20 protein-coding genes are annotated in these 21,117 nt (G+C 44.5%); 9 read left to right on the forward strand and 11 right to left on the reverse strand.

The features are described 5' to 3' along the window. Positions 1-65: 65 nt before the first annotated feature. Positions 66-1,100, forward strand: coding sequence for an extracellular solute-binding protein (locus CWO13_RS10145; protein WP_017059628.1), 1,035 nt, complete (start codon positions 66-68; stop codon positions 1,098-1,100). Between the two features lie 211 nt (positions 1,101-1,311). Then, positions 1,312-2,349 (forward strand): extracellular solute-binding protein, encoded by a 1,038-nt coding sequence (locus CWO13_RS10150; protein WP_008217941.1) that lies wholly within the window; start codon positions 1,312-1,314, stop codon positions 2,347-2,349. 95 nt (positions 2,350-2,444) lie between these two features. On the opposite strand, the gene cobB is transcribed toward CWO13_RS10150, so the two are convergent. From cobB to CWO13_RS10205, 11 genes are all read right to left on the reverse strand, one after another. Further along, complete coding sequence (gene cobB, locus CWO13_RS10155; protein ID WP_102431930.1) at positions 2,445-3,179, reverse strand: Sir2 family NAD+-dependent deacetylase; 735 nt, start codon at positions 3,177-3,179, stop codon at positions 2,445-2,447. Positions 3,180-3,438: 259 nt separating this feature from the next. Next, a complete protein-coding gene (locus CWO13_RS10160) occupies positions 3,439-4,659 on the reverse strand; it encodes an ammonium transporter (protein WP_108082883.1) in 1,221 nt (406 codons plus the stop codon). Between the two features lie 377 nt (positions 4,660-5,036). After that, positions 5,037-5,453 (reverse strand): hypothetical protein, encoded by a 417-nt coding sequence (locus CWO13_RS10165; RefSeq protein ID WP_048658737.1) that lies wholly within the window; start codon positions 5,451-5,453, stop codon positions 5,037-5,039. Continuing rightward, positions 5,437-6,510 (reverse strand): formate dehydrogenase subunit gamma, encoded by a 1,074-nt coding sequence (locus CWO13_RS10170; RefSeq protein WP_102478359.1) that lies wholly within the window; start codon positions 6,508-6,510, stop codon positions 5,437-5,439. The genes CWO13_RS10165 and CWO13_RS10170 overlap by 17 nt, the downstream gene beginning before the upstream one ends. Positions 6,511-6,523: 13 nt before the next feature. Then, a complete protein-coding gene (fdh3B, locus tag CWO13_RS10175) occupies positions 6,524-7,132 on the reverse strand; it encodes a formate dehydrogenase FDH3 subunit beta (RefSeq protein ID WP_004742271.1) in 609 nt (202 codons plus the stop codon). An 11-nt stretch (positions 7,133-7,143) separates the two neighbouring features. Then, a complete protein-coding gene (locus CWO13_RS10180) occupies positions 7,144-9,999 on the reverse strand; it encodes a formate dehydrogenase subunit alpha (RefSeq protein WP_108082884.1) in 2,856 nt (951 codons plus the stop codon). Positions 10,000-10,009: 10 nt separating this feature from the next. Further along, positions 10,010-10,210 carry a twin-arginine translocation signal domain-containing protein gene (locus CWO13_RS10185; RefSeq protein WP_004733728.1) on the reverse strand — a complete coding sequence of 67 codons (201 nt, stop codon included), beginning with the start codon at positions 10,208-10,210 and terminating at the stop codon, positions 10,010-10,012. 76 nt (positions 10,211-10,286) lie between these two features. Beyond that, positions 10,287-10,925 (reverse strand): TorD/DmsD family molecular chaperone, encoded by a 639-nt coding sequence (locus CWO13_RS10190; protein ID WP_055318797.1) that lies wholly within the window; start codon positions 10,923-10,925, stop codon positions 10,287-10,289. Positions 10,926-10,934: 9 nt separating this feature from the next. Next, on the reverse strand, positions 10,935-12,596 hold the full coding sequence (locus CWO13_RS10195; RefSeq protein ID WP_108082885.1) for a 4Fe-4S dicluster domain-containing protein: 1,662 nt from the start codon (positions 12,594-12,596) through the stop codon (positions 10,935-10,937). 299 nt (positions 12,597-12,895) lie between these two features. Continuing rightward, positions 12,896-13,603, reverse strand: a complete 708-nt coding sequence (locus CWO13_RS10200; protein ID WP_108082886.1) for a DUF3306 domain-containing protein — start codon at positions 13,601-13,603, stop codon at positions 12,896-12,898. After that, positions 13,593-14,057, reverse strand: a complete 465-nt coding sequence (locus tag CWO13_RS10205) for a DUF3305 domain-containing protein (protein ID WP_057622395.1) — start codon at positions 14,055-14,057, stop codon at positions 13,593-13,595. The genes CWO13_RS10200 and CWO13_RS10205 overlap by 11 nt, the downstream gene beginning before the upstream one ends. Before the next feature lie 455 nt (positions 14,058-14,512). Here CWO13_RS10205 and fdhD point away from each other — a divergent pair, with 455 nt between their 5' ends. The 7 genes from fdhD (at position 14,513) to CWO13_RS10240 (ending at position 21,111) form a co-directional block, all read left to right on the forward strand. After that, entirely contained in the window at positions 14,513-15,343 is an 831-nt protein-coding gene (fdhD, locus tag CWO13_RS10210; RefSeq protein ID WP_108082887.1) for a formate dehydrogenase accessory sulfurtransferase FdhD, read from the forward strand. 419 nt (positions 15,344-15,762) lie between these two features. Beyond that, positions 15,763-16,704, forward strand: coding sequence for an MBL fold metallo-hydrolase (locus CWO13_RS10215; RefSeq protein ID WP_046225231.1), 942 nt, complete (start codon positions 15,763-15,765; stop codon positions 16,702-16,704). Between the two features lies 1 nt (position 16,705). After that, the gene (locus CWO13_RS10220) at positions 16,706-17,020 is read left to right on the forward strand and encodes a hypothetical protein (RefSeq protein ID WP_017112074.1); all 315 of its coding nucleotides are present in this window, start codon (positions 16,706-16,708) and stop codon (positions 17,018-17,020) included. A 98-nt stretch (positions 17,021-17,118) separates the two neighbouring features. Beyond that, on the forward strand, positions 17,119-18,021 hold the full coding sequence (locus CWO13_RS10225) for a DUF692 domain-containing protein (protein WP_108083004.1): 903 nt from the start codon (positions 17,119-17,121) through the stop codon (positions 18,019-18,021). After that, the gene (locus tag CWO13_RS10230) at positions 18,014-18,781 is read left to right on the forward strand and encodes an HvfC/BufC family peptide modification chaperone (protein ID WP_108082888.1); all 768 of its coding nucleotides are present in this window, start codon (positions 18,014-18,016) and stop codon (positions 18,779-18,781) included. The genes CWO13_RS10225 and CWO13_RS10230 overlap by 8 nt, the downstream gene beginning before the upstream one ends. Further along, positions 18,778-19,386 carry an HvfX family Cu-binding RiPP maturation protein gene (locus tag CWO13_RS10235; RefSeq protein WP_107899225.1) on the forward strand — a complete coding sequence of 203 codons (609 nt, stop codon included), beginning with the start codon at positions 18,778-18,780 and terminating at the stop codon, positions 19,384-19,386. Before CWO13_RS10230 ends, CWO13_RS10235 begins: the two co-directional genes overlap by 4 nt. A 108-nt stretch (positions 19,387-19,494) precedes the next feature. Then, positions 19,495-21,111 carry a cytochrome ubiquinol oxidase subunit I gene (locus CWO13_RS10240; protein ID WP_108082889.1) on the forward strand — a complete coding sequence of 539 codons (1,617 nt, stop codon included), beginning with the start codon at positions 19,495-19,497 and terminating at the stop codon, positions 21,109-21,111. Positions 21,112-21,117 lie beyond the last annotated feature (6 nt).

Here is a 21,117-nt window from a genome sequence, read left to right on the forward strand (position 1 = left end):
GTAAATTGCCATTCTGTTTTTCTATCTACTGCCTTCGGGCAACGTTTAGTTTGGAGCTAACGTCAATGAAAAAATGGGCTACTCTATTAGCTGGTAGTGCATGTGCGCTTTCAATGTTATCTGCACCATCATTTGCAAAAGATAACAAAGAATTGGTATTCATGAACTGGGGACCTTACATCAACAGTGAGATTCTAGAACAGTTCACTGATGAAACTGGTATCAAGGTTATCTACTCGACTTACGAGTCGAACGAAACCCTGTACGCAAAGCTAAAAACACACAACAAAGGCTACGACCTAGTTGTGCCGTCGACTTACTTCGTATCTAAGATGCGTGACGAAGGTATGCTACAAAAGATCGACAAAACTAAGCTGAACAACTTCAAGAATCTAGATACTAACTACCTAGATAAGCCGTACGACCCAAGTAACGACTACTCTATTCCACACGTAGTTGCGATCACAGGTCTTGCTGTTAACACTGACATGTACGATCCAGAAGATTTCCAAAGCTGGGCTGATCTATGGAAGCCTGAGCTTGAAGGTCAACTAATGATGATGGATGACACTCGTGAAGTGTTCCACATCGCACTACGTAAGTTAGGTTACTCTGGTAACACAACAAACGAGAAAGAGATCGACGAAGCGTACGCTGAGCTACAAAAGCTGATGCCAAACGTTCTAGTATTTAACTCAGATAACCCAGGCGCGCCATATATGTCTGGTGAAGTTGGACTTGGTATGCTGTGGAACGGTTCTGCTGCCGCTGCGCAAAACGAAGGTCTACCAATCAAATTGGTTTTCCCTAAAGAAGGCGGTATCGGTTGGGTTGATAACTTTGCAATCAGTTCTGGTGCGGTAAACGTAGAAGCGGCTCATAAGATGATCGACTTCCTACTTCGCCCTGAAATTGCTGAGCAGATTTCTCGCGATACTGGCTACCTAACGGCAGTTAAAGCGTCTAACGAGAAGTTCAAAGACAGCCCTGCTCTGTTCCCGTCTCAAGAAGATCTTGACCGTGTTGAATGGCAAGCTGCAGTTGGCGACAAGACAGTGAAGTACGAAGATTACTTCATGAAACTTAAAGCAGGTCAGTAACTTAGCTTATTATCTAGTGGCGACTAAGTAATAGGTTTACTTCACAAGCCTAGCTAGATAATCAACAAGTTAAAAATAAGAATATCAATGAATAGGCAGCTTAGGCTGCCTATTTTATTATATCGCTGCTATAATATACCGCGATTTTTAGGAATCCTTTTACTTTGGGCTCACTACCCAACTTCAAATCAAACAAATGAACGGAACAGTAATGAAAAAAACACTGTATACCGGCGCATTGTGTGCTGCTACTTTACTTTCTACACCCTCTTTCGCAGCTGACCAAGAACTGTATTTTTACAACTGGTCTGAATATATCCCAAATGAAGTATTAGAAGACTTCACAAAAGAGACGGGCATTAAGGTTTATTACTCTACTTATGAGTCTAACGAAAGCATGTACGCTAAGTTAAAAACTCAAGGTACGGGTTATGACTTAGTGGTTCCTTCTACTTACTTCGTTTCTAAGATGCGTAAAGAAGGCATGCTTCAAGAGCTTGATAAAACTAAGCTAAGCCACTTTGCTGATTTGGATCCAAATTACTTAGATAAGCCATTTGACCCAAGCAACAACTACTCAATCCCATACATTTGGGGTGCAACGGGCATTGGTATCAACTCAGATATGCTAGACAAGTCTTCAGTGAAAAACTGGGGCGACCTGTGGGATACACAGTGGGAAGGTCAGTTGATGATGATGGATGACTCTCGTGAGGTTTTCCATATCGCTTTATCTAAACTGGGTTACTCTCCAAACACAACCAACCCAGAAGAAATCAAAGAAGCGTACGAAGAACTTCGTAAGCTGATGCCAAACGTATTGGTATTTAACTCAGACTTCCCTGCGAACCCTTACCTAGCGGGTGAAGTGTCACTTGGTATGCTTTGGAATGGCTCTGCTTACATGGCACGCCAAGAAGGCGCAACGATTGACATTATCTGGCCAGAGAAAGGCGCTATCTTCTGGATGGACAGCCTAGCGATTCCATCTGGTGCTAAGAACATCGAAGCCGCTCATAAGATGATCGATTTCCTTCTTCGCCCAGAGAACGCAGCGAAAATTGCTCTAGAGATCGGCTACCCGACTCCAGTAAAAACCGCTTACCCTCTTCTTCCAAAAGAATTTGCTGAAGACAAGAACGTTTTCCCACCACAATCAGTGATGGATAACGGTGTATGGCAAGATGAAGTTGGTGAAGCGAGCGTCATTTATGACGAGTACTTCCAAAAACTTAAAGTGAACAACTAAGTTATTGTTAGTTAATCAGTTAAGTAAATAAAGCGGCGTAAGCCGCTTTATTTTTTTCAGATTCAGAAACTGATGTGCTTTATCAAAGATAAGGCTTAGGCCGTTAAAGAACCTTTCTCTGAACATAACAATTCCCCGACGAGTTTAGGTACCTCGATACTCGCCTTACCGTAACGTTTCTCTTCAAACTCACTTTCAACCGCGCTTGGTTCTAGATTGATCTCTATTGTGTGCGCACCATGCATTTTTGCATCATGAACAAAGCCTGCAGCTGGATAAACAACACCTGAAGTTCCGATAGAGATAAAGAGATCGGCTTCTTCGAGTGCTGAATAGATGTCACCCATTCTTAATGGCATTTCGCCAAACCACACAATATGAGGACGCATTTGCGCTGGAATTTGACAACAGTGACAAAGTTCACCAGTTTCAATGTCACCTTTATATTCGATAACTTGATTCGATTCACTGCAACGTGCTTTTAGAAGTTCACCGTGCATGTGGATAATGTTGTTACTACCGCCTCTCTCGTGCAGGTTGTCGATGTTCTGAGTGATGATTGTTACTTTACCATCAAGTTTGTCTTCAAGCTCACCTAGCGCCTTGTGGGCTGAGTTTGGATGAATGCCCTCACCTTGTAAACCATGGCGACGCTTGTTATAGAATGCTTGAACCAAGTCGGGATCTTTAGCAAACCCTTCTGGAGTGGCGACATCTTCGATTTTATGGTTTTCCCATAGCCCGTCTTGTGCTCGGAATGTTTGTATCCCCGACTCCGCGGAAATGCCAGCGCCAGTAAGAATTACGATATTTCGATATGGGAAATGCATACAACGTCCTTTTCAATATGTCACTTTGTAACAGCTTAGCACTGTTCAAATTCCAACAATAGTTTTAGGGATTAGACCATAGTCTTAGGCAACTGAATTCATTGGCTATTTGTGACATAACTCGCTTGATGGGTGCTGCCGTTGTTACGCAAACTCTCCGTTTTGCTTTTCACTGAAACAAAAAAAGCGACCGAAGCCGCTTAGTTTTGTATAACTGTTATGTACTTGATGAGTTTAAAACTCATCGCAGCAACTAGAGTTAGTCTTCGTTGATAGATGAGATCTTATGGATTGAAAGATCCGCACCGTTGAACTCATCTTCTTCACTTAAACGTAGGCCAGTTAGCTTGCTGAGCACGCCGTAAACAATCAAAGCACCAATCAGAGCAACAGCAATACCCGCCAGTGTACCAACCACTTGAGAAGCAAAGCTCACACCGCCTAAGCCCCAGAATGTTTGCGAACCGAAGATACCCGCTGCAATGCCACCCCAAGCGCCACATACACCATGCAGAGGCCATACACCCAATACATCATCAATCTGTGTTTTGTTTTGCATGTACGTGAACAAGTAAACGAACAACGCGCCTGCCACACCGCCTGTCACCAAAGCGCCTAATGGGTGCATTAAGTCTGAACCTGCACAAATTGCTACTAAGCCAGCCAAAGGACCATTATGGATAAAGCCCGGGTCATTCTTACCAGCAACAAGCGCCGCAAGAATACCGCCAACCATTGCCATCAGTGAGTTCATCGCCACTAGGCCGCTGATGCCGTTGATTGCTTGTGCAGACATCACGTTAAAGCCAAACCAACCCACACATAAGATCCAAGAACCTAGTGCTAAAAATGGAATGTTCGATGGTGCGAAGTTAGTGTGTTTACCCGCGCGGATGCGACCTTTACGCATCCCTAAGAAGTAAACCGCAACCAATGCAATCCAACCGCCGACACCGTGAACCACTACCGAGCCTGCGAAGTCATGGAAACCATAGCCAAACTGGCCTTCTAGCCAATCTTGGAAACCAAAGTTACCGTTCCAAATGATGCCTTCGAAAAATGGGTAGATGAAACCAACGGTAAATAACGTTGCGATCAAAATTGGATAGAAACGTGCACGCTCTGCGATACCACCAGAAACAATCGCAGGAATTGCCGCAGCGAAGGTCATTAGGAAGAAGAACTTAACCAGTTCGTAACCATTACCTTGTGAGAGCGTTTCAGCGTCGGCAAAAAAGTGTGCACCGTAAGCAAGCCAGTAACCGATAAAGAAATAAGCGATGGCGGAGACACCAAAGTCGGAAAGGATTTTAACCAGCGCGTTTACTTGGTTTTTCTTTCGCACGGTACCGACTTCGAGAAAAGCAAAGCCTGCATGCATCAGGAAGACCATGATTGCGCCAAGTAGTAGGAATAAAGTATCTGAACTTTGGGTAAGGGTTTGTACTGCACTATGAACTTGAGTCACCGTTTCACTCATTAAAGCATTCTCCTTCGCTTTATCTGATTTGCACTGATATCGTGCGATTCAATGTTGTAATTAATTAAAGACTCAACAGTAAACGCAAGATGTGTTCCAAGTGTTAAGGGTAATTTTCGTGCAACAGATTTTAACTTTAAGTCGTTGATTATTAAAGTCTAAATATTTACGTGCACTTTTATGGTTATTAAAAATCGAAAAAACAACCACGACAATTGCACCAAATAAGGGAGTTGCACCATATTGAAGCGGTCAATAAGTAGGTTCTGATACAGAGAGCGGCTGACAACAATTTACTGTTCCATAGCCTAAAAACAAAAAGCCCAGTGAATTTGAATCACTGGGCTTTCTTTAGAGATGTCGTTAACGTGTTAGTGTTACAGGTTTGGCCCTGTCGACGGGTTTTGCGGTAGGTTTTGACTTAAACGCTGCATGCCTTGATACATACGGATAAACCAAACCACAATCGCAACACCACCGAACAACATGCCTACATATGGAATGTAGTAAGCGATGTCATCGATAATATGGTTTTGATACCAGTAATCGTTCACACCGATTAACACGCCATTAGAGGTCGCTACCGTTACGATAAGCACCACGAAGAACGTCAGGTTCAAGAAGAACGAGCGAATCAGTCCGTAGTAATGGGTATCCACTACTTCCCCGTCTTCGCCTTTATCTAAACGATAGCCCGCGTAGATGATGGCAACCACACCAGAGAGAAGGCAAGTAAATGGTGTAAAGCAGCTTAGTATGTAAGCGACCCAAATACCTTTATGAGGTTTGTTCATTCTTATTCACCCCTTCCGTTTTCTCTGTTGTTGCGTTAGCGCTTTGCTCAACGCCGTTTTTCTCTTGTTCCATCACTTCTTTGTACCAAAGGTCATGGTGCTCTTTAGCCCAAGTCTCATCAACTTCGCCTGTTACCATACCTTCTAGTGCCCCTTCCATACCGAACAAGCCGATGTAGATGTGGAACACGAAACCACAGATAAGGATCAAAGCAGCTAACATATGGACTAGGTTTGAAAGCTCCATATCTCGACGCGTTTGACCGAAGATTGGGAAGTCTAAAACCAAGCCACTGATCGCAGCCACACTACCCATAACAATCAATAGCCAGAACAGTGCTTTTTCACCCGCGTTCGAGAACTCTGCAGATGGGTGAGAACCTTTATGTTTCCCTACCATGCCACCCAGTTTCATGAACCACTGGATATCGACCATCTTAAAGATAGACTTGCGCCACCACTTGATCAGAACAGCCATCAACAGCACATAGAAAATCGGTCCGATGTAGTTGTGGTATTGCTTAGCCAGTAGAACAATGAAGCCCCATAGATCCGTTGGGATATAAGGTTTCAAGAAGTGTTTACCGTAAACCAACATCAAACCACTGAATGCCAGTGTTAAGAAGGTAAACGCCATGCTCCAGTGCAATGCACGATCAAGTCGAGACCAACGTTTGATCTTACGACCTGTTCTTGGTGCGCTTAGCATTAGCGGTCCAATCACAACGTACATCAAAGTCACGAAAGCAATACTGCCAAAGATAGCGACGGCACCGGCTGGTGACATCCACTTCTCTTTCAATATGTACCACGTCTGACCTGGAGTACTGATTAACACACCGTGTTCAGCCGATTGAGATGTGGTGTAACCTTCTTCACCATTTCTTACTTGTCGCCAAAAATCGGCACCAGCAAGTTGAGTGATTTCTCGTTGAGCAGAGCTCGATTGAGTTTGTGATGAGTTCGTCTCAGATGCATGACTCATAGGAGAAAGCATTGTTAGTGCTGCCAACATCGGCAGCACAACAAGGAAGAGACGCTTAAACATTGTAAGCATATGTCTCTCCTACTTAGCTCTTAGTCGCATCGTAAGAAAGGTCGTTGCCGTCTGTCCAACCTGCACCTTTCGCACCACGTTCAACTACACGCTGACGGAAAACATCAGAAACTTTCTCTGCGTCACCCGCTAGCAGTGCTTTGGTTGAACAAAGCGAAGCACACATTGGCAGTTTGCCTTCTGCAATACGGTTCGCACCGTACTTTTGACGCTCTTCAACAGAACCTGGTTCTGTCTCTGGGCCGCCAGCACAGAAGGTACATTTGTCCATCTTACCGCGCTCACCAAATGCTTCCTGTTTAGGGAATTGAGGTGCGCCAAACGGACAAGCAAACAAGCAGTAACCACAACCGATACAAAGATCTTTATTGTGAAGTACGATGCCGTCTTCTGTATGTTCAAAACAGTCTGCAGGACAAACTGCCATACAAGGCGCATCAGTACAGTGCATACACGCTACTGAGATAGAGTTTTCACCCGGTTCGCCATCGTTCAATGTCACAACGCGACGACGTTGAATACCCCATTCCAGAGCATCATCATTTTCATTCTTACATGCAGTGACACAACCGTTACATTCGATACAACGCTTGGTGTCACAAAGAAATTTCATTCTAGCCATTTTAAGACTCCTTACGCTTTACGAATATTACAAAGGGTTACTTTCGTTTCCTGCATCAACGTGACAGGGTCGTAACCATAAGTGGTTGCTGTGTTAGCAGCTTCACCAATAACGTAAGGCTCAGTGCCTTCTGGGTATTTAGAACGCAAATCTTCGCCTTGGAACTTACCACCGAAGTGGAATGGGATGAATGCCAGACCCGGTTTCACACGACGTGTAACCATCGCTTTCACCTTAATTCGGCCCTTCTCAGCACCCTCAACCCAAACATCATCACCGTCTTTAAAGCCGATGTCGTTCGCGTCTTTCGGGTTCACTTCAACGAACATCTCTTGTTGAAGTTCTGCTAGCCAAGGGTTAGAACGGGTTTCTTCACCACCACCTTCGTACTCAACCAGACGACCAGAAGTCAGGATAATCGGGTATTCACCAGATTTGTCTTGCTCTTGAATCGACTTGTAAAGCGTAGGTACACGGAAGATCGCCTCTTTGTCATCCCATGTTGGGTAGTCAGCAACTAGGTCGCGACGTGGTGTGTAAAGCGGCTCACGGTGCAGTGGCACGCGGTCTGGGAATGTCCAAACAATCGCACGCGCTTTTGCATTACCAAACGGGATACAACCGTGCTTGATAGCCACACGTTGAATACCGCCAGAAACGTCGGTCTTCCAGTTTTTACCTTCAGCAGAGGCTTTCTCTTCTGCTGTTAGGTCATCCCACCAACCCAGTTGTTTCAGTAGTTTGTCACTGAACTCAGGGTAGCCATCTTTGATTTCGCTGCCTTTCGAGTAGCTGTCTTCAGCCAGTAGGTTTTGACCTTCAAACTCAACACCGAAACGAGTGCGGAAGTTACCACCACCTTCAGCGACAGTCTTAGACGTATCGTAAAGGATATGTGTGCCTGGGTGTTTCATTTCTGGCGTACCCCAACATGGCCAAGGAAGACCGTAAGTCTCACCATTTGCAGGCCCGCCCTCTGCTTCCAGAGACGTTTTGTGGAATGTATGCCAGTTCTGTTGGTGCTCTTTCAAACGTTCTGGGCTTTGACCTGTGTAACCGATCGTCCACATACCTTTGTTGAATTCACGAGTAATGTCTTCAATCAATGGTTGGTTGTTCTCAACACGGATGTTTTTGAACAGCTGATCAGAGAAACCCAGCTTCTTAGAAAGAAGGTACATGATTTCGTGGTCAGGCTTAGATTCGAACAGAGGATCTACCACCTTGTCACGCCACTGTAGAGAACGGTTCGATGCCGTTACACTGCCGTAGGTTTCAAACTGAGTCGTCGCTGGTAGCAGGTAAACGCCGTCAGTACGATCATTCATTACCGCTGCAACCGTTGGGTATGGGTCAACAATAACCATCATATCCAGTTTCTGCATCGCTTTCTTCATCTCTGGACCACGAGTCTGAGAGTTCACTGCGTGACCCCAGTAGAACATCGCGCGGATGTTTTCGCGTTGACGAATCTTGTCTTTGTCTTCAAGTACACCATCAACCCAACGAGAGACAGGAATACCTGCACTGTTCATTGGTTTTTGACCGCCGTATGCGTTGTCGTCGAAACGGCCTTTGATCCAATCAAAGTCGATATCCCAAACTTTCGACCAGTGACGCCAAGAGCCTTCAGACAAGCCGTAGTAGCCTGGAAGTGTGTCAGAAAGTACGCCAAGGTCAGTTGCACCCTGTACGTTATCGTGACCACGGAAAATGTTTGCACCGCCGCCTGATTTACCGATGTTCCCTAGCGCAAGCTCAAGTACACAGTAAGCACGTGTGTTGTTGTTACCTGTGGTGTGTTGAGTACCACCCATACACCAAACGATACAACCCGGACGGTTTTCAGAAAGCAGTTTCGCTGTGTGGTAAACGTCTTCTTCGCTTACGCCTGTTACACGTTCAACTTCTGCTGGGCTCCACTTCGCAACTTCTTCACGGATCTCGTCCATGCCGAATACACGTTGGCGGATGAATTCTTGGTCTTCCCATTTGTTAGCAAAGACATGCCATAACACACCCCAGATAAACGCAACGTCTGAACCTGGGCGAAGTGATACATAGTGATCAGATTTCGCAGCAGTGCGCGTACGACGCGGATCCGCAACAACGATCTTACAGTTGTTCTTCTCTTTCGCGATTAGGATGTGTTGCATCGCTACTGGGTGAGCTTCTGCTGGGTTTGAACCAATGAACAGCATCGACTTACAGTTGTGCATATCATTGAACGAGTTGGTCATTGCACCGTAACCCCAAGTGTTTGCAACACCGGCTACTGTGGTTGAGTGACAAATACGCGCTTGGTGGTCAACGTTGTTCGTGCCCCAAAGCGACGCCATCTTACGGAATGCGTAAGCTTGCTCGTTACTGTGTTTCGCACTACCTAGGAAGTAAACCGAATCAGGGCCAGACTCTTTACGAAGTTCTAGCGCTTTGTTACCGATCTCTTCAATCGCTTGTTCCCAAGAAAGCTTCTTCCACTTACCGCCTTCCAATTTCATTGGGTACTTAAGACGACGTTCACCGTGGCCGTGCTCACGTAGAGCTGCACCTTTCGCACAGTGTCCACCAGCGTTGAATGGGTGATCAAATGCAGGCTCTTGACCTGTCCAAACTCCGTTTTGAACTTCAGCGTAGATACCGCAACCCACAGAACAGTGAGAACAGATAGTACGTTTCACTTCTGTTTTCGCTTCTGGATCGACTGATTTAGCCTGTGCTTTCTTCATCATGCCCGGTGCGAATAGACTTGCGCCTACCACTGCGCCACCAGCAGCTAATGAAGTGTTTTTCATGAAGGCACGTCGAGACACGCCTAGCTGATTGGTTTCTTTGCTCACACTATCGGAGCGTTTGACAAGTTTCATCCGTTATCTCCTAAAGCGTGTCGTAGTAATCGCGAATGTGTTGCGTTTCACGATAGCCCGTCTTCTTCATGTCTTCTTTCGGCATTTCAACCGTTTCTGAAGCAGTTGCCACTTTCGTTGTACCAGCGACAACGGCACCAGCTACGGCTGCAGTCGTTAAGCCTTTGAGTAAGTCCCTACGGCTTGTGTTTATTTCTTTATTATCTTTCATCATTGCTTCCTTACCTTACGGTAGATCTTTTTGGAGGCTTTATGCCCCTCTATCGATATAATCGCGTACTGCTCGATTACTCGTAATCAGTGACGTTTTTCACATCAATCTTTAATTTATGCTTACTGCTTTTTGTATTAACGCTAAAACGCACTTGTTCTAACGTTAAGAATGCTTCACACAGCTGAGCGGCCGATTTGTAGAAGTTGGCACTTTCTGCACTTTCAAGCTGACGCGTAAAAGAGTTGAACCAAGGACCAAGGTGCTTATTGAAAACCGCTTGTTGCAGGGCTTCTTCTTCACCGGTTAGCATTGCCATTACTTCACACAATGCCGCAATATGATCTTCTGGCTCTTTTACTTGATCATCACGTTCAATGCCTAAAAGCTCTAAATCATGACGAATCTCTGCTAATGGTTTTTCCATCATGGCGCCAGTGCGATGCCAAGAACCAAATGGAACAATCTCTCCACGGCCAATGCCAATGAACAGGTCTTGATATTCGTCTTCTAACGCTTCGCGATTTGATTCTGTTGCCGCTTGTTGAATAGCAATCCAAGCTTTTTGCATTGCACTTTCAGATGCTTCAATATCTAGCGTTTTTAGAAAGTCGATCACCTCTTCAGAAGGTGCGCTACGAAACAGTGCAGATAGAACCAAATAGATCTCAGTTCTTAGTGTCTGTTCTTGTGCCTGATCCAAATTAGTTTCCAAGGCTAACTCCTAGTATTTCAATTGTTTCAATGGGTCTTGCGCCATTGAATCGAACATATCCACCACACGACAGTCCTCACACATAGCAATACGATTGATCGCTGCTTCATCTGAAAAGTGAGAGTGACCGCGTAACTTGTTCTGTAACATGTCGATCATAGACTGAGGTGCGAATGGTTTATGGCAACGTACACATTCCGCAGCTTTCTCTTCATGAATCACAACCGCTTTCTGACGTTCTTCTTTCACCCAGTTCATACGAGGCGTTAGAGTCAGAACATTTTCAGGACATGCTTTTTCACATAGACCACATTGAATACAGTCTTGTTCTACAAACTTAAGTGATGGAGATGCGCCATCGGTATGAAGCGCTCGTGTCGGACAAACAGCCACACAACTCATACATAACGTACAATCTTTGCTTTCACACGAAACCGTGCCATATGGCGCATTCGATGGAAGCTCAACAATATTTTCAACTGGAATACGAGCTGAAGACATTGCATCAAGTGCTGTGAATAGACGTTGGCGCTTATTACCTTGAAGATCGCCAAGTGCAAGGTCGAACGAATCCACACATAGTGTTGGAGGACCTTCACGTAGAGACTCTAAGTACAAAATATCGATGGTTTCTTTTGGAATACCGATTTGGTCTAGTAACTCTTGAGCGATCCCTACTTCGTTATTCAGAACTCGAATAATGGTTTCTGGCATAAAGCGAGATGCTGCAAACAGAACCTGAGTTGCGCCATTTACTAAAGCTGCAAACCAAGTATCAATACCAATAGATGGCAGTTCTTCTACGACAATTGGAATCACGTTATCTGGTAGCGCTTTAAGAGCCATCACGTTGTAAGTTTCATGACGTGAGCTACAGATAAGCACGATAGGATCAAGACCGCCCGCTTGCTCGTAATTCGCTAGCGTACGTTCAATGAATTTTTGAGTATCGTCAGGATTCGGCAATGCGTAAGAGATTGCTTCTGTCGGACAACTCGTTGCACAAGTACCAACGCCTTGACATAGGTAAGGGTTGATCTCAATCTTATGGCCAGTCTTATCTGAGCCTTCACTTGACAGTGCGCCAGCAGGACAAGCATCAACACAACGCTCACAACCTTTTACGCCACGAGAACTGTGCGCACAAAGGTCAGTGTCTAGACGGAAGAACTTAGGTTTATCGAACGTGCCCATTAGCGTTGGAATCTCTTCCAGTGCTTCAGCCAGTTTTGGATAGCCACGACCTACTGGGTAATAACCTGGTACAGGTACTTCCTCTGTCATGCAGCTATTCAGACATAGGTCTAGAACAACATCGAAACAATCGTGATTAATCGCGACTTTCGCTAGGTTGCTTGATGTGCCTTTACTTTCGATCACAACTTCAAACGTGCCAAGGAAACCGGAGACTTGAACCGAATTCGCGAAATACAGTTCTGGGTTTGTGCCCTTTTCGCCGTCTGTCGACAATAAGGTTAGGCTCGTCAATTGAGGTAATTGCGCCGCAGCACTTTCAATGATCGCAGTTGGACCAATAATTAGCGTATTGCCACCGCTTTCGTAGCTAACAGTAGGTGGAATCAGATTTGTTAACTCAACTGTATTTTCAAATGCATACAGTCTTGCTTTAGCGTTATTTGAAGTTGCTTGTTCTAATAATTGTTTAAGCATTGCTCAGTTCCATCTTTGGACATGGATAATCTGTTCAACTTTCATTGTAGTAAGCGATAGAGAACTTGCTGAGTAATCCGTTAACAACTAACCCTTTAGTCAGTGTGCCGTTCGTCAGACCATGAAATCGTCTATCTACAAAAAAGTTGATAATGAACGTTATTTAGCAAATGCCATGCCAGTTTAATAATCCCTATATATCAGTAGTTTAATGATTTATAGCGTTTATTGTGCGTATAAAAAAACCGCTTGGGACATTTTGTCGCAAGCGGCTCATTGAGTGTTTAGTCAAAATGTACCTATTCTTTGTGTGGTATATTTTGTCCCATCTTTTTCAGGTCAGCTTCGCCTGACATTGTAGCGTCAATATCTGATACTGTATTTTTATACAGTTCATTTTCTTGTTCTGTTATTTCGTCAATTTCTGACGTTTCAAGTTCATTATCAGATACCTCAAGATCGCTTTCAGAATTTCCTAAAACCTCACCTTCATCTTTATTATCAATGGCTTGCTCTTCTTCTGGTGTGGTTTCGTCTTCCGTTTTGTCTTTAACCCAATCACGCAAGGTTTCCGCAACCCCTTCAGAAAGAGACTTCAAATTACTGTAATCGTCGTCGTAATCATCTAAACCATCACGAACGTTGAACTCTTCTGAGAGGAATAATTTACGCAATGCCGCTTTTTTTACGCTCTCTGATGCTTCTGACACCAATAATTGAGCAACAGACAAGTCTTCAGTCGTTTCTGATGCTATCTCCTGAGAGTCAATAGCGTGAGCGTCTTCATAGTGTTCTGGAGACTCATTTTCTAAAGTCTCACGCTCTAAAGACTCCGATGTTTCTGCGTCTATAGATGAAGCAGCAGTGGAAGCTTCAGTGGAAGCTTCAGTGGAAGCTTCAGTGGAAGTAAGCTCAGTTTCCTCAAGCGTTTGTTGCGCTTCTAATGGTTGGTCGGTTGATTCATCAAGCTTTCGTTGAGACCAACGGCTGAAAAAGTTAGTTGCCATTTGATCGACCTGCGCCTTTACGTTTCTTACGTCTTGCTTCTAGTAACTCGCCATGACGGCCGATGAATGCTTCCATCCAAGCTTGTACAGGCAAAGGAATGTCGTATGAAAGGACTTGGTTGTCACCGTCCATGTATTGCCCAGCAACGGTTTGTGATGCCGTAAGTAACTGAATGACTGGCTTAACACCAGAATCGACGTTATCCATCACTAAAAAAAGCTTAGGTTGCTGAGAGCTCAAATTGAAACGATAGTCTGTACGCTCGTCTTTATGTAATTGAAGTAAACAAACGTCTTGGGTATCGTCTTCTGGCGACAGTTCAAACCCCGTCAATTCCCATTGTGTGGTTACCCAGATACCTGTTTTGATCTCTTTCTCTATTCTTTGGACACCGATTGGCCAAGCTGCTTCTGTTTTTTCATATTGTTCTTGGAATTCTTTTATCTCAGACATACTTCACCCAATTGATTTTCTTTGGTCTGAATGCACTTAGGACATTTTGTACTGTGCGCAATCATATACACCCCATAAAGCAATAAACACGCCAATACGGATTACCTACGAGAGCGTATCTATAGCGTTCGTTATCAAGTTGTCATTATAACGTTAGTCGATACTGGTTATTTCAGACAACTCCACCCAGTGAACTCTCATATTTTGCGCTATTTTAATCTAATGCTTCATGTTTCCATCAATCACCGTTATTTTGGAATAAGATTTGCTTTAGCTAATTCGCTAATGTTATTCACAGAGCTATGTATTCTCAGAGCTATGGCGCGCTCGATAACGTTAATCGAAACCTAGGCTATAGCGAACCAACAAACTAGCGTATTGATGAATGAGAGCTTTATTGCTCTTGTTGACTTCTTATCTCATAAAATCGCTATCTCATTAAGTAGGAAATGACTGTGGTAAAACCAAACATAATAAAAACCAGTGAGAACCCACTTCAGACAATCGAAGTTGAAGTGTTTGATGAATATGGCGAAAAGCTAACGAAACAGATCGCGTGTGAGCGCCCTCTTACCGTGATGTTGAACTGGAAAGAGATCGTAACCCTGATGACGCTCGGCTCACGCCCTGAATCTTTAGTCTTGGGTTATTTGAAGAACCAGAGCTTCCTTTCTGACCCTGAAGCGGTTGAATCTATCATCATCGATTGGGAAACCAGTTCTGCAGCGGTTATCACCAAAGAAGACACGAGCCAACTTGAGCAAGCGCTTAAGAAGAAGACAGTAACCTCTGGCTGCGGTCAAGGCACTATGTATGGCAACGTAATGAAGCAGTTGGAAGATTACCAAGTGCCTCAAACTAAGATTAAGCAATCTGAAATCTACACAGCGCTTGAAGCGCTGACTCATTATAACGATACCTACAAGAAAGCAGGCGCGGTACATGGCTGTGCGGTTTGTAAAGACGACAAGGTTCTATCGTTTGTTGAAGATGTTGGCCGACACAATGCCGTTGATACATTGGCTGGTGAGATGTGGCTTAACAAAGAGTCAGGTGAAGACAAGATCTTCTATACCACAGGTCGTTTAACGTCTGAGATGGTAATTAAGGTTGCTCAGATGGGTATCCCTGTTCTGTTATCACGTTCTGGTGTAACACAAATGGGCTTAGACCTTGCTCAGAAGTTCGGCATCACCACTATTGCACGCGCAAAAGGTTTACGCTTCCAAGTGTTCACAGGCGCAGACAAGATCGACTTTGATGTGAAAGGCGAACAATCAGCGTAAGTTCTTTAAAGACAAACTTCTCTAAAGGCAAGTGCTATCTAAAGCCAATTTTCAGATGAACTCATATAAGGTGTAGGCGAAGGCTTGCACCTTTTTCTTTTGTGTCCTCTATTCGATTTAGTCTCCTTATCATTCCCTCTCCTTGCTCCATCATTTTATCCGCATAATTTTTACAGCCAGTTCGCTGTTACCACCCTTTCTGCACGTTATTTCAGCAACAGAACGCGCTCAATATTACTGTTTAGTTTTACTTAACGTTAATTTCAAAATTACTAGATATACCAAACGTTAACAATTCTTTATCTTGTGCTCCGTGAACAGAACGAAGCACGCACTTATTGTGCTGCTTGGCGAAAGTTTCACTTCTTTGAATGCTCACTTCGAAGAAAACACATAAGAAAAAAGAATTGGATAACAATATGAAACAGCCTTTAAAAGCTTTAGCAATTGCTCTTGGATTGACCTTGGGCGCCAACTGTCACGCAATTGAACTTAAGCCGGTCGATACTGACTTTACATTACAAATACTGGGTTCAGGTGGTCCTATCTCGGATGACCTACGTGCATCATCAGGTGAAATCGTATGGTGGAAAGGCAAATCACGAATCATGATTGATGCCGGTGGCGGTGTTTACCTACGTTTCGGTCAGGCGGGTGCAAAACTTGAAGACCTAGATTTTATGGGTATTACTCACTTCCATACCGATCACGTCAATGACATGCCTGCTCTTCTTAAAGGTGGCTACTTTTTTGAACGTGAAAAGGCGTTGGAGATTTCAGGTCCAGCCGCAGGTTCAGCCTTTCCAAGCCTCAACGGTTACTTTGCAGCGAACTTTGACCCAGACCATGGCGCATACGCTTACCTTGCTGGCTTATACGATGGAACCGATGGTCTATTCCCGGTCAATCTTACCGATGTTGACTATCAATCCACAGTGCCAACCGTTGTTTATGAAAAAGATGGTTTGAAGATCACTGCTCTGGGTATTCCTCATGGTGATGTGCCTTGTCTCGCTTACCGAATTGAAAGTGAAGAAGGCGTAATGGTGATTTCAGCTGACCAAAATGGTAGCAACCCTGCCTTCTTAGACTTCGCTCGCGGCGCCGACATCATGATGATGCCAATGGCGATTCATGAACAAGCCGATGGTGTCTCTACATTTATGCACGCTAAGCCTTCCGTGATTGGTGAGATTGCTAAAGAGATTAATCCAAAAATGTTGGTACTTAACCACTGGATGGGTCTAGGCCTTAAGCGTAAATCTGAATCGATCAAAATCGTACGCGAATATTACGACGGACCAATCATGTCCGGTCGTGATTTAGCCAGCTTCCCTATGTCCGCTGTAAAGGAGAAATAACATGAACAACAAAATCGCCCTATCAATCGCGATCACGTCTGTGATTAGTCTTAACTCTGCAATGGCGTTTGCTGATGCACCTGCCGAAGCCCCTGTTGAAGCTAAACAATCTTCAGGACACGGTGGTAAATGTGCCGCAGGTAAATGTGGTACCGAAAAACGTTTCGAAAAAGCGGAACTGACCAGTAACCCACAAGACCGTTTAGTTCGAGCTCGTGACGGGAAATGTGGCTTAACAGCTGAAGGTATCTCGCCAAGTAAAGAACGCATCTTAATGGCGAATAGCAAGGTGACAGGTGGAGTATGTGGCCAGTAGAAACGCATAAAACTAAAGCTATAAAAAATAAGGCTTTAAAAACCAAAGCTTTAGCATCAAATGACCGAGTCCCTAAAAGCAGAGAGTTAAACCATAAAGTGCGAACCATTCAGAATACAGACAAAGGCATTGGGCTACGCGGTGAGCACATTGAACTGCTCGCTCGTTCCCCAAAGCACCCTGATATTGATTTTCTCGAGTTAGCACCAGAGAACTGGATGAGCTTGGGTGGACTTAAGCGTGAGCAATTACAAGATATATCTAAGCTCTACCCCTTGATTGCACACGGTTTAAGTTTGTCTATTGGCGATTGCCAGCCGCTTAACACAAAGTTTGTACGTCAGGTTGGTCAGTTTCTCGATGAATTGAATATCGAAGTCTATAGCGAGCACTTGAGCTTTTCTAGAGACAATCAAGGGTACTTGTATGAACTGTTACCCGTGCCACGCCGCGCAGAAAACATCGACTATTTAGCGGACAGAATCAAGCAAGTCCAAGACATCATTCAACGTCCTTTGGTCATGGAGAACATCTCTTATTACCACAATTACGGAGATGAGATGCCTGAGGGTGAGTTTATCGCTGAAATAGCAAAGCGCAGTGGCTGTGAGTTGTTGGTCGACATCAATAATCTCTACGTGAACAGTCAGAACCAGCACTTTGATGCAGCTCAAATGCTTAAAGCTTTGCCGAGTGATGCTATTCGCTATTACCACATTGCAGGGCATTTAGTTGAAAACGACAGGTCGGTTGAAAGTGATATATCGATAAAAGGTAACAAGTCGCTGATTGATACCCACGGCATGGAAGTACAGCAAGCTGTTATTGACTTGGCACGTTACACCTTCTCTATTCATGGCAGTAAACCGTTATTGCTAGAAAGAGATAACAACGTACCGCCTTTGGTTGTACTGACAGAAGAGTTACGAGGTGTGCATAGTCAGGTTCTAGATGCTGGTGTAAGTCATCGCCCTCTTGAGCAGGAGTTGTTATATGCATAATCCGCCAAACTCAATGGTAAGGCAAACACAAGCTTTGGCTGCATTGATACGTTCGCCACTTGAAGGCAACGCGGTGTGCCGATATAGCGAATTCATTAGAGATAACGTATTTGGTGTATTGAACAAAACATTTCCGCTGTTTTGTAAGCAAGTTGACCAAGACCAACTACTGATATTGGTTGATGAGTTTGTTGTCGTGCATTACGCCTCAGAGCCGGAGTTTCATCATATCGCGACTGAGTTTGTCAGCTTTGTTCAGCGTCGCGCTCAGCCAATGTATATATCTAGTTTGACTGCCACTCATCAACTTACAGACGATCAATTGGCCGTATTGGAGTACGAATGGTGTGCCTTTTGCGTTGAAATTGACGCTTCAAAGCAAGTATTGCCGATGTCATGGACGGGTGACCTTCGTGTTGATGAACAACAGCTTCAATTGGGCTTGTTAGTCAACAGTACGATGAAGCTCGTACAGGTGCCTTTCCTTGTTCATGGTGAGTCACTTACGTTTCTGACACAAAGGCGACACTCAATTTATTACGCGATTTATCGCGACTCATACCAACGCGTCAACACGATAAAACTAAGAGAAATTGATGTTGCGATCATCCAAATAATCCAACAACAACCAAATCGTTCTTTAGCCGATATAAAACAAATAATTGCTCAACAATTGGCGAGATTCGAGTTTATTAATTGGGTTGAACACTTCAGTGAAACAGAACTGATTGGCGTTCACTCTTTAGGAGAAAAATTATGATTAAGTCAGCCCTCAGCTGGTACGACACTATTGTCGAGAAATGCAAACAGTTCGATTATCTAGCTCTGCTTGCCGTACGTCTGTACCTTATTCCGGTGATTTATGTTGGTGCACACTCAAAAGTGCTCGGCTTCGCTGGGACGGTCGCTTGGTTCGGTGCATCAACCGCCGATGGTGGTCTTAACCTTCCCTTCCCAGAGCTACTGGCATTCCTAGCGGCAGCGACCGAAGTATTAGGTTGTATCTGTATCGCGCTAGGCCTGTTTACTCGCTTTATCTCGATTCCAATGATTTTCATGATGAGCGTCGCGAGTGCAATGGTTCACTGGAAACACGGTTGGGATGCGATTGCGACTGGTGGTATGGAAGCAACCGTTCGACTTAACGGCTTCATCGAATGGCTCGCGGTTAACTTCCCAGGTCGTTACAACTACATCACAGAACTTGGCGACCCGGTAATGCTCAACAACGGTATGGAATTCGCAGGCACTTACTTCGTGATGCTGTTAGTACTGCTTGTTTACGGCGGTGGTCGTTACGTGAGTGCAGATTACTGGCTACGTAAACAGTTCTCTAAAAAACAAAACAAAGCACTTCGTTGGTAATCGATTCTTTTCACACAGCTACATGTAAAACCTTTAATTAGTTCTCTCTAATTATCATCTTATTTTCCATTATCTTACCCGTCACACTCGTGGCGGGAAGGAGTTTTTATGCTTACAGATGTCGTTGATCTGTCGCGGTTTCAATTCGCAAGTACCGCTCTTTATCACTTTATATTCGTCCCCCTAACTATAGGTCTCTCCTTCTTACTCGCAGTGATGGAATCGCTGTATGTCATGACCAACAAAACCATCTACAAGGACATGACCAAGTTCTGGGGTAAATTGTTTGGTATTAACTTTGCTGTCGGTGTTGCTACCGGCCTAACCATGGAATTCCAGTTCGGCACCAACTGGGCATATTACTCGCACTATGTGGGCGACATATTTGGTGCCCCACTGGCGATTGAAGCGCTTGTTGCGTTTTTCTTGGAATCAACCTTAGTCGGTATGTTCTTCTTCGGTTGGGACAAGCTCTCTAAGCGTCAGCACTTATCGGTAACTTGGTTGACGGCTTTGGGTTCGAACTTCTCTGGCCTGTGGATTCTGATGGCCAATGGCTGGATGCAAAACCCAGTGGGCGCAGAGTTTAACTTCGAAACCATGCGTATGGAGATGACAGACTTTGTCGAAGTGATCTTCAACCCTGTGACTCAAGTGAAGTTCGTGCATACCGTTGCGGCGGGTTACACAACCGGCGCGCTATTTATTATGGGTATCAGTGCTTACTACATGCTTAAAGGGCGTGATTTACCGTTCGCTCGTCGTTCATTTGCAGTCGCAAGTGCTTTTGGTATGGCTGCGATTGTATCGACAGTAATGCTAGGTGATGAATCGGGTTATGAGTTGGGAGACGTTCAACAGGTGAAGCTAGCGGCTATCGAAGCTGAATGGCACACCGAAGAAGCCCCTGCATCATTTACATTGTTCGGGTTCCCAAACCAAGAAACCATGGAGACGGACTACGCGATTAAGATCCCATACGTGATGGGTATTATCGCAACGCGTTCTTTGGATACGCCAGTCGTCGGGATTCATGATCTATTAGCAAAAAATGAAGAACGTGTGCGCAGCGGTATCTTGGCTTATGGACTATTAGAAAAACTACGCTCTGGTGATAAATCACAACAAAATATCGATGATTTTGAATCGGTTAAACATGACCTAGGTTATGGCTTACTGGTTAAGAAATACAGCGATAACGTGGTGGATGCAACAGAACAACAGATCAAACAAGCAGCCAAAGACACAATCCCAACGGTAGCCCCTCTATTCTGGAGCTTCCGCATCATGGTGGTGTGTGGCGTCTTGATGTTTGCCATCATTGGTCTTTCATTCGTACAAATTTGTCGCCGTAAGATTGGTACCAATCGTTGGTTACTGAAAGCAACAATATGTGCGATCCCACTTCCTTGGATTGCTTGTGAAGCGGGTTGGTTTGTCGCTGAGTATGGTCGTCAGCCTTGGGCAATTGGCGAAATCCTTCCAGTCAATATGGCGGCTTCTAATCTACCCGCTTCAAGTCTGTGGATCTCTATCGGCCTGGTTTACTTGTTCTACACCGCGTTCTTAATTGTAGAAATGTTCCTGATGGTTAAGTTTGCAAAAATGAGCCCGAGCGCACTGAAGACGGGTCGCTATCATCATGAGCAATCAAACCAAGATCTAGCCATTACAGGTGAGCAAAGCGCACCGCGTCAGCTAGATAAATCTATCGATCTTCATTAAGGAATT

Source organism: Vibrio sp. ZF 223 (assembly GCF_003050585.1).
GTDB lineage: Bacteria > Pseudomonadota > Gammaproteobacteria > Enterobacterales > Vibrionaceae > Vibrio > Vibrio crassostreae.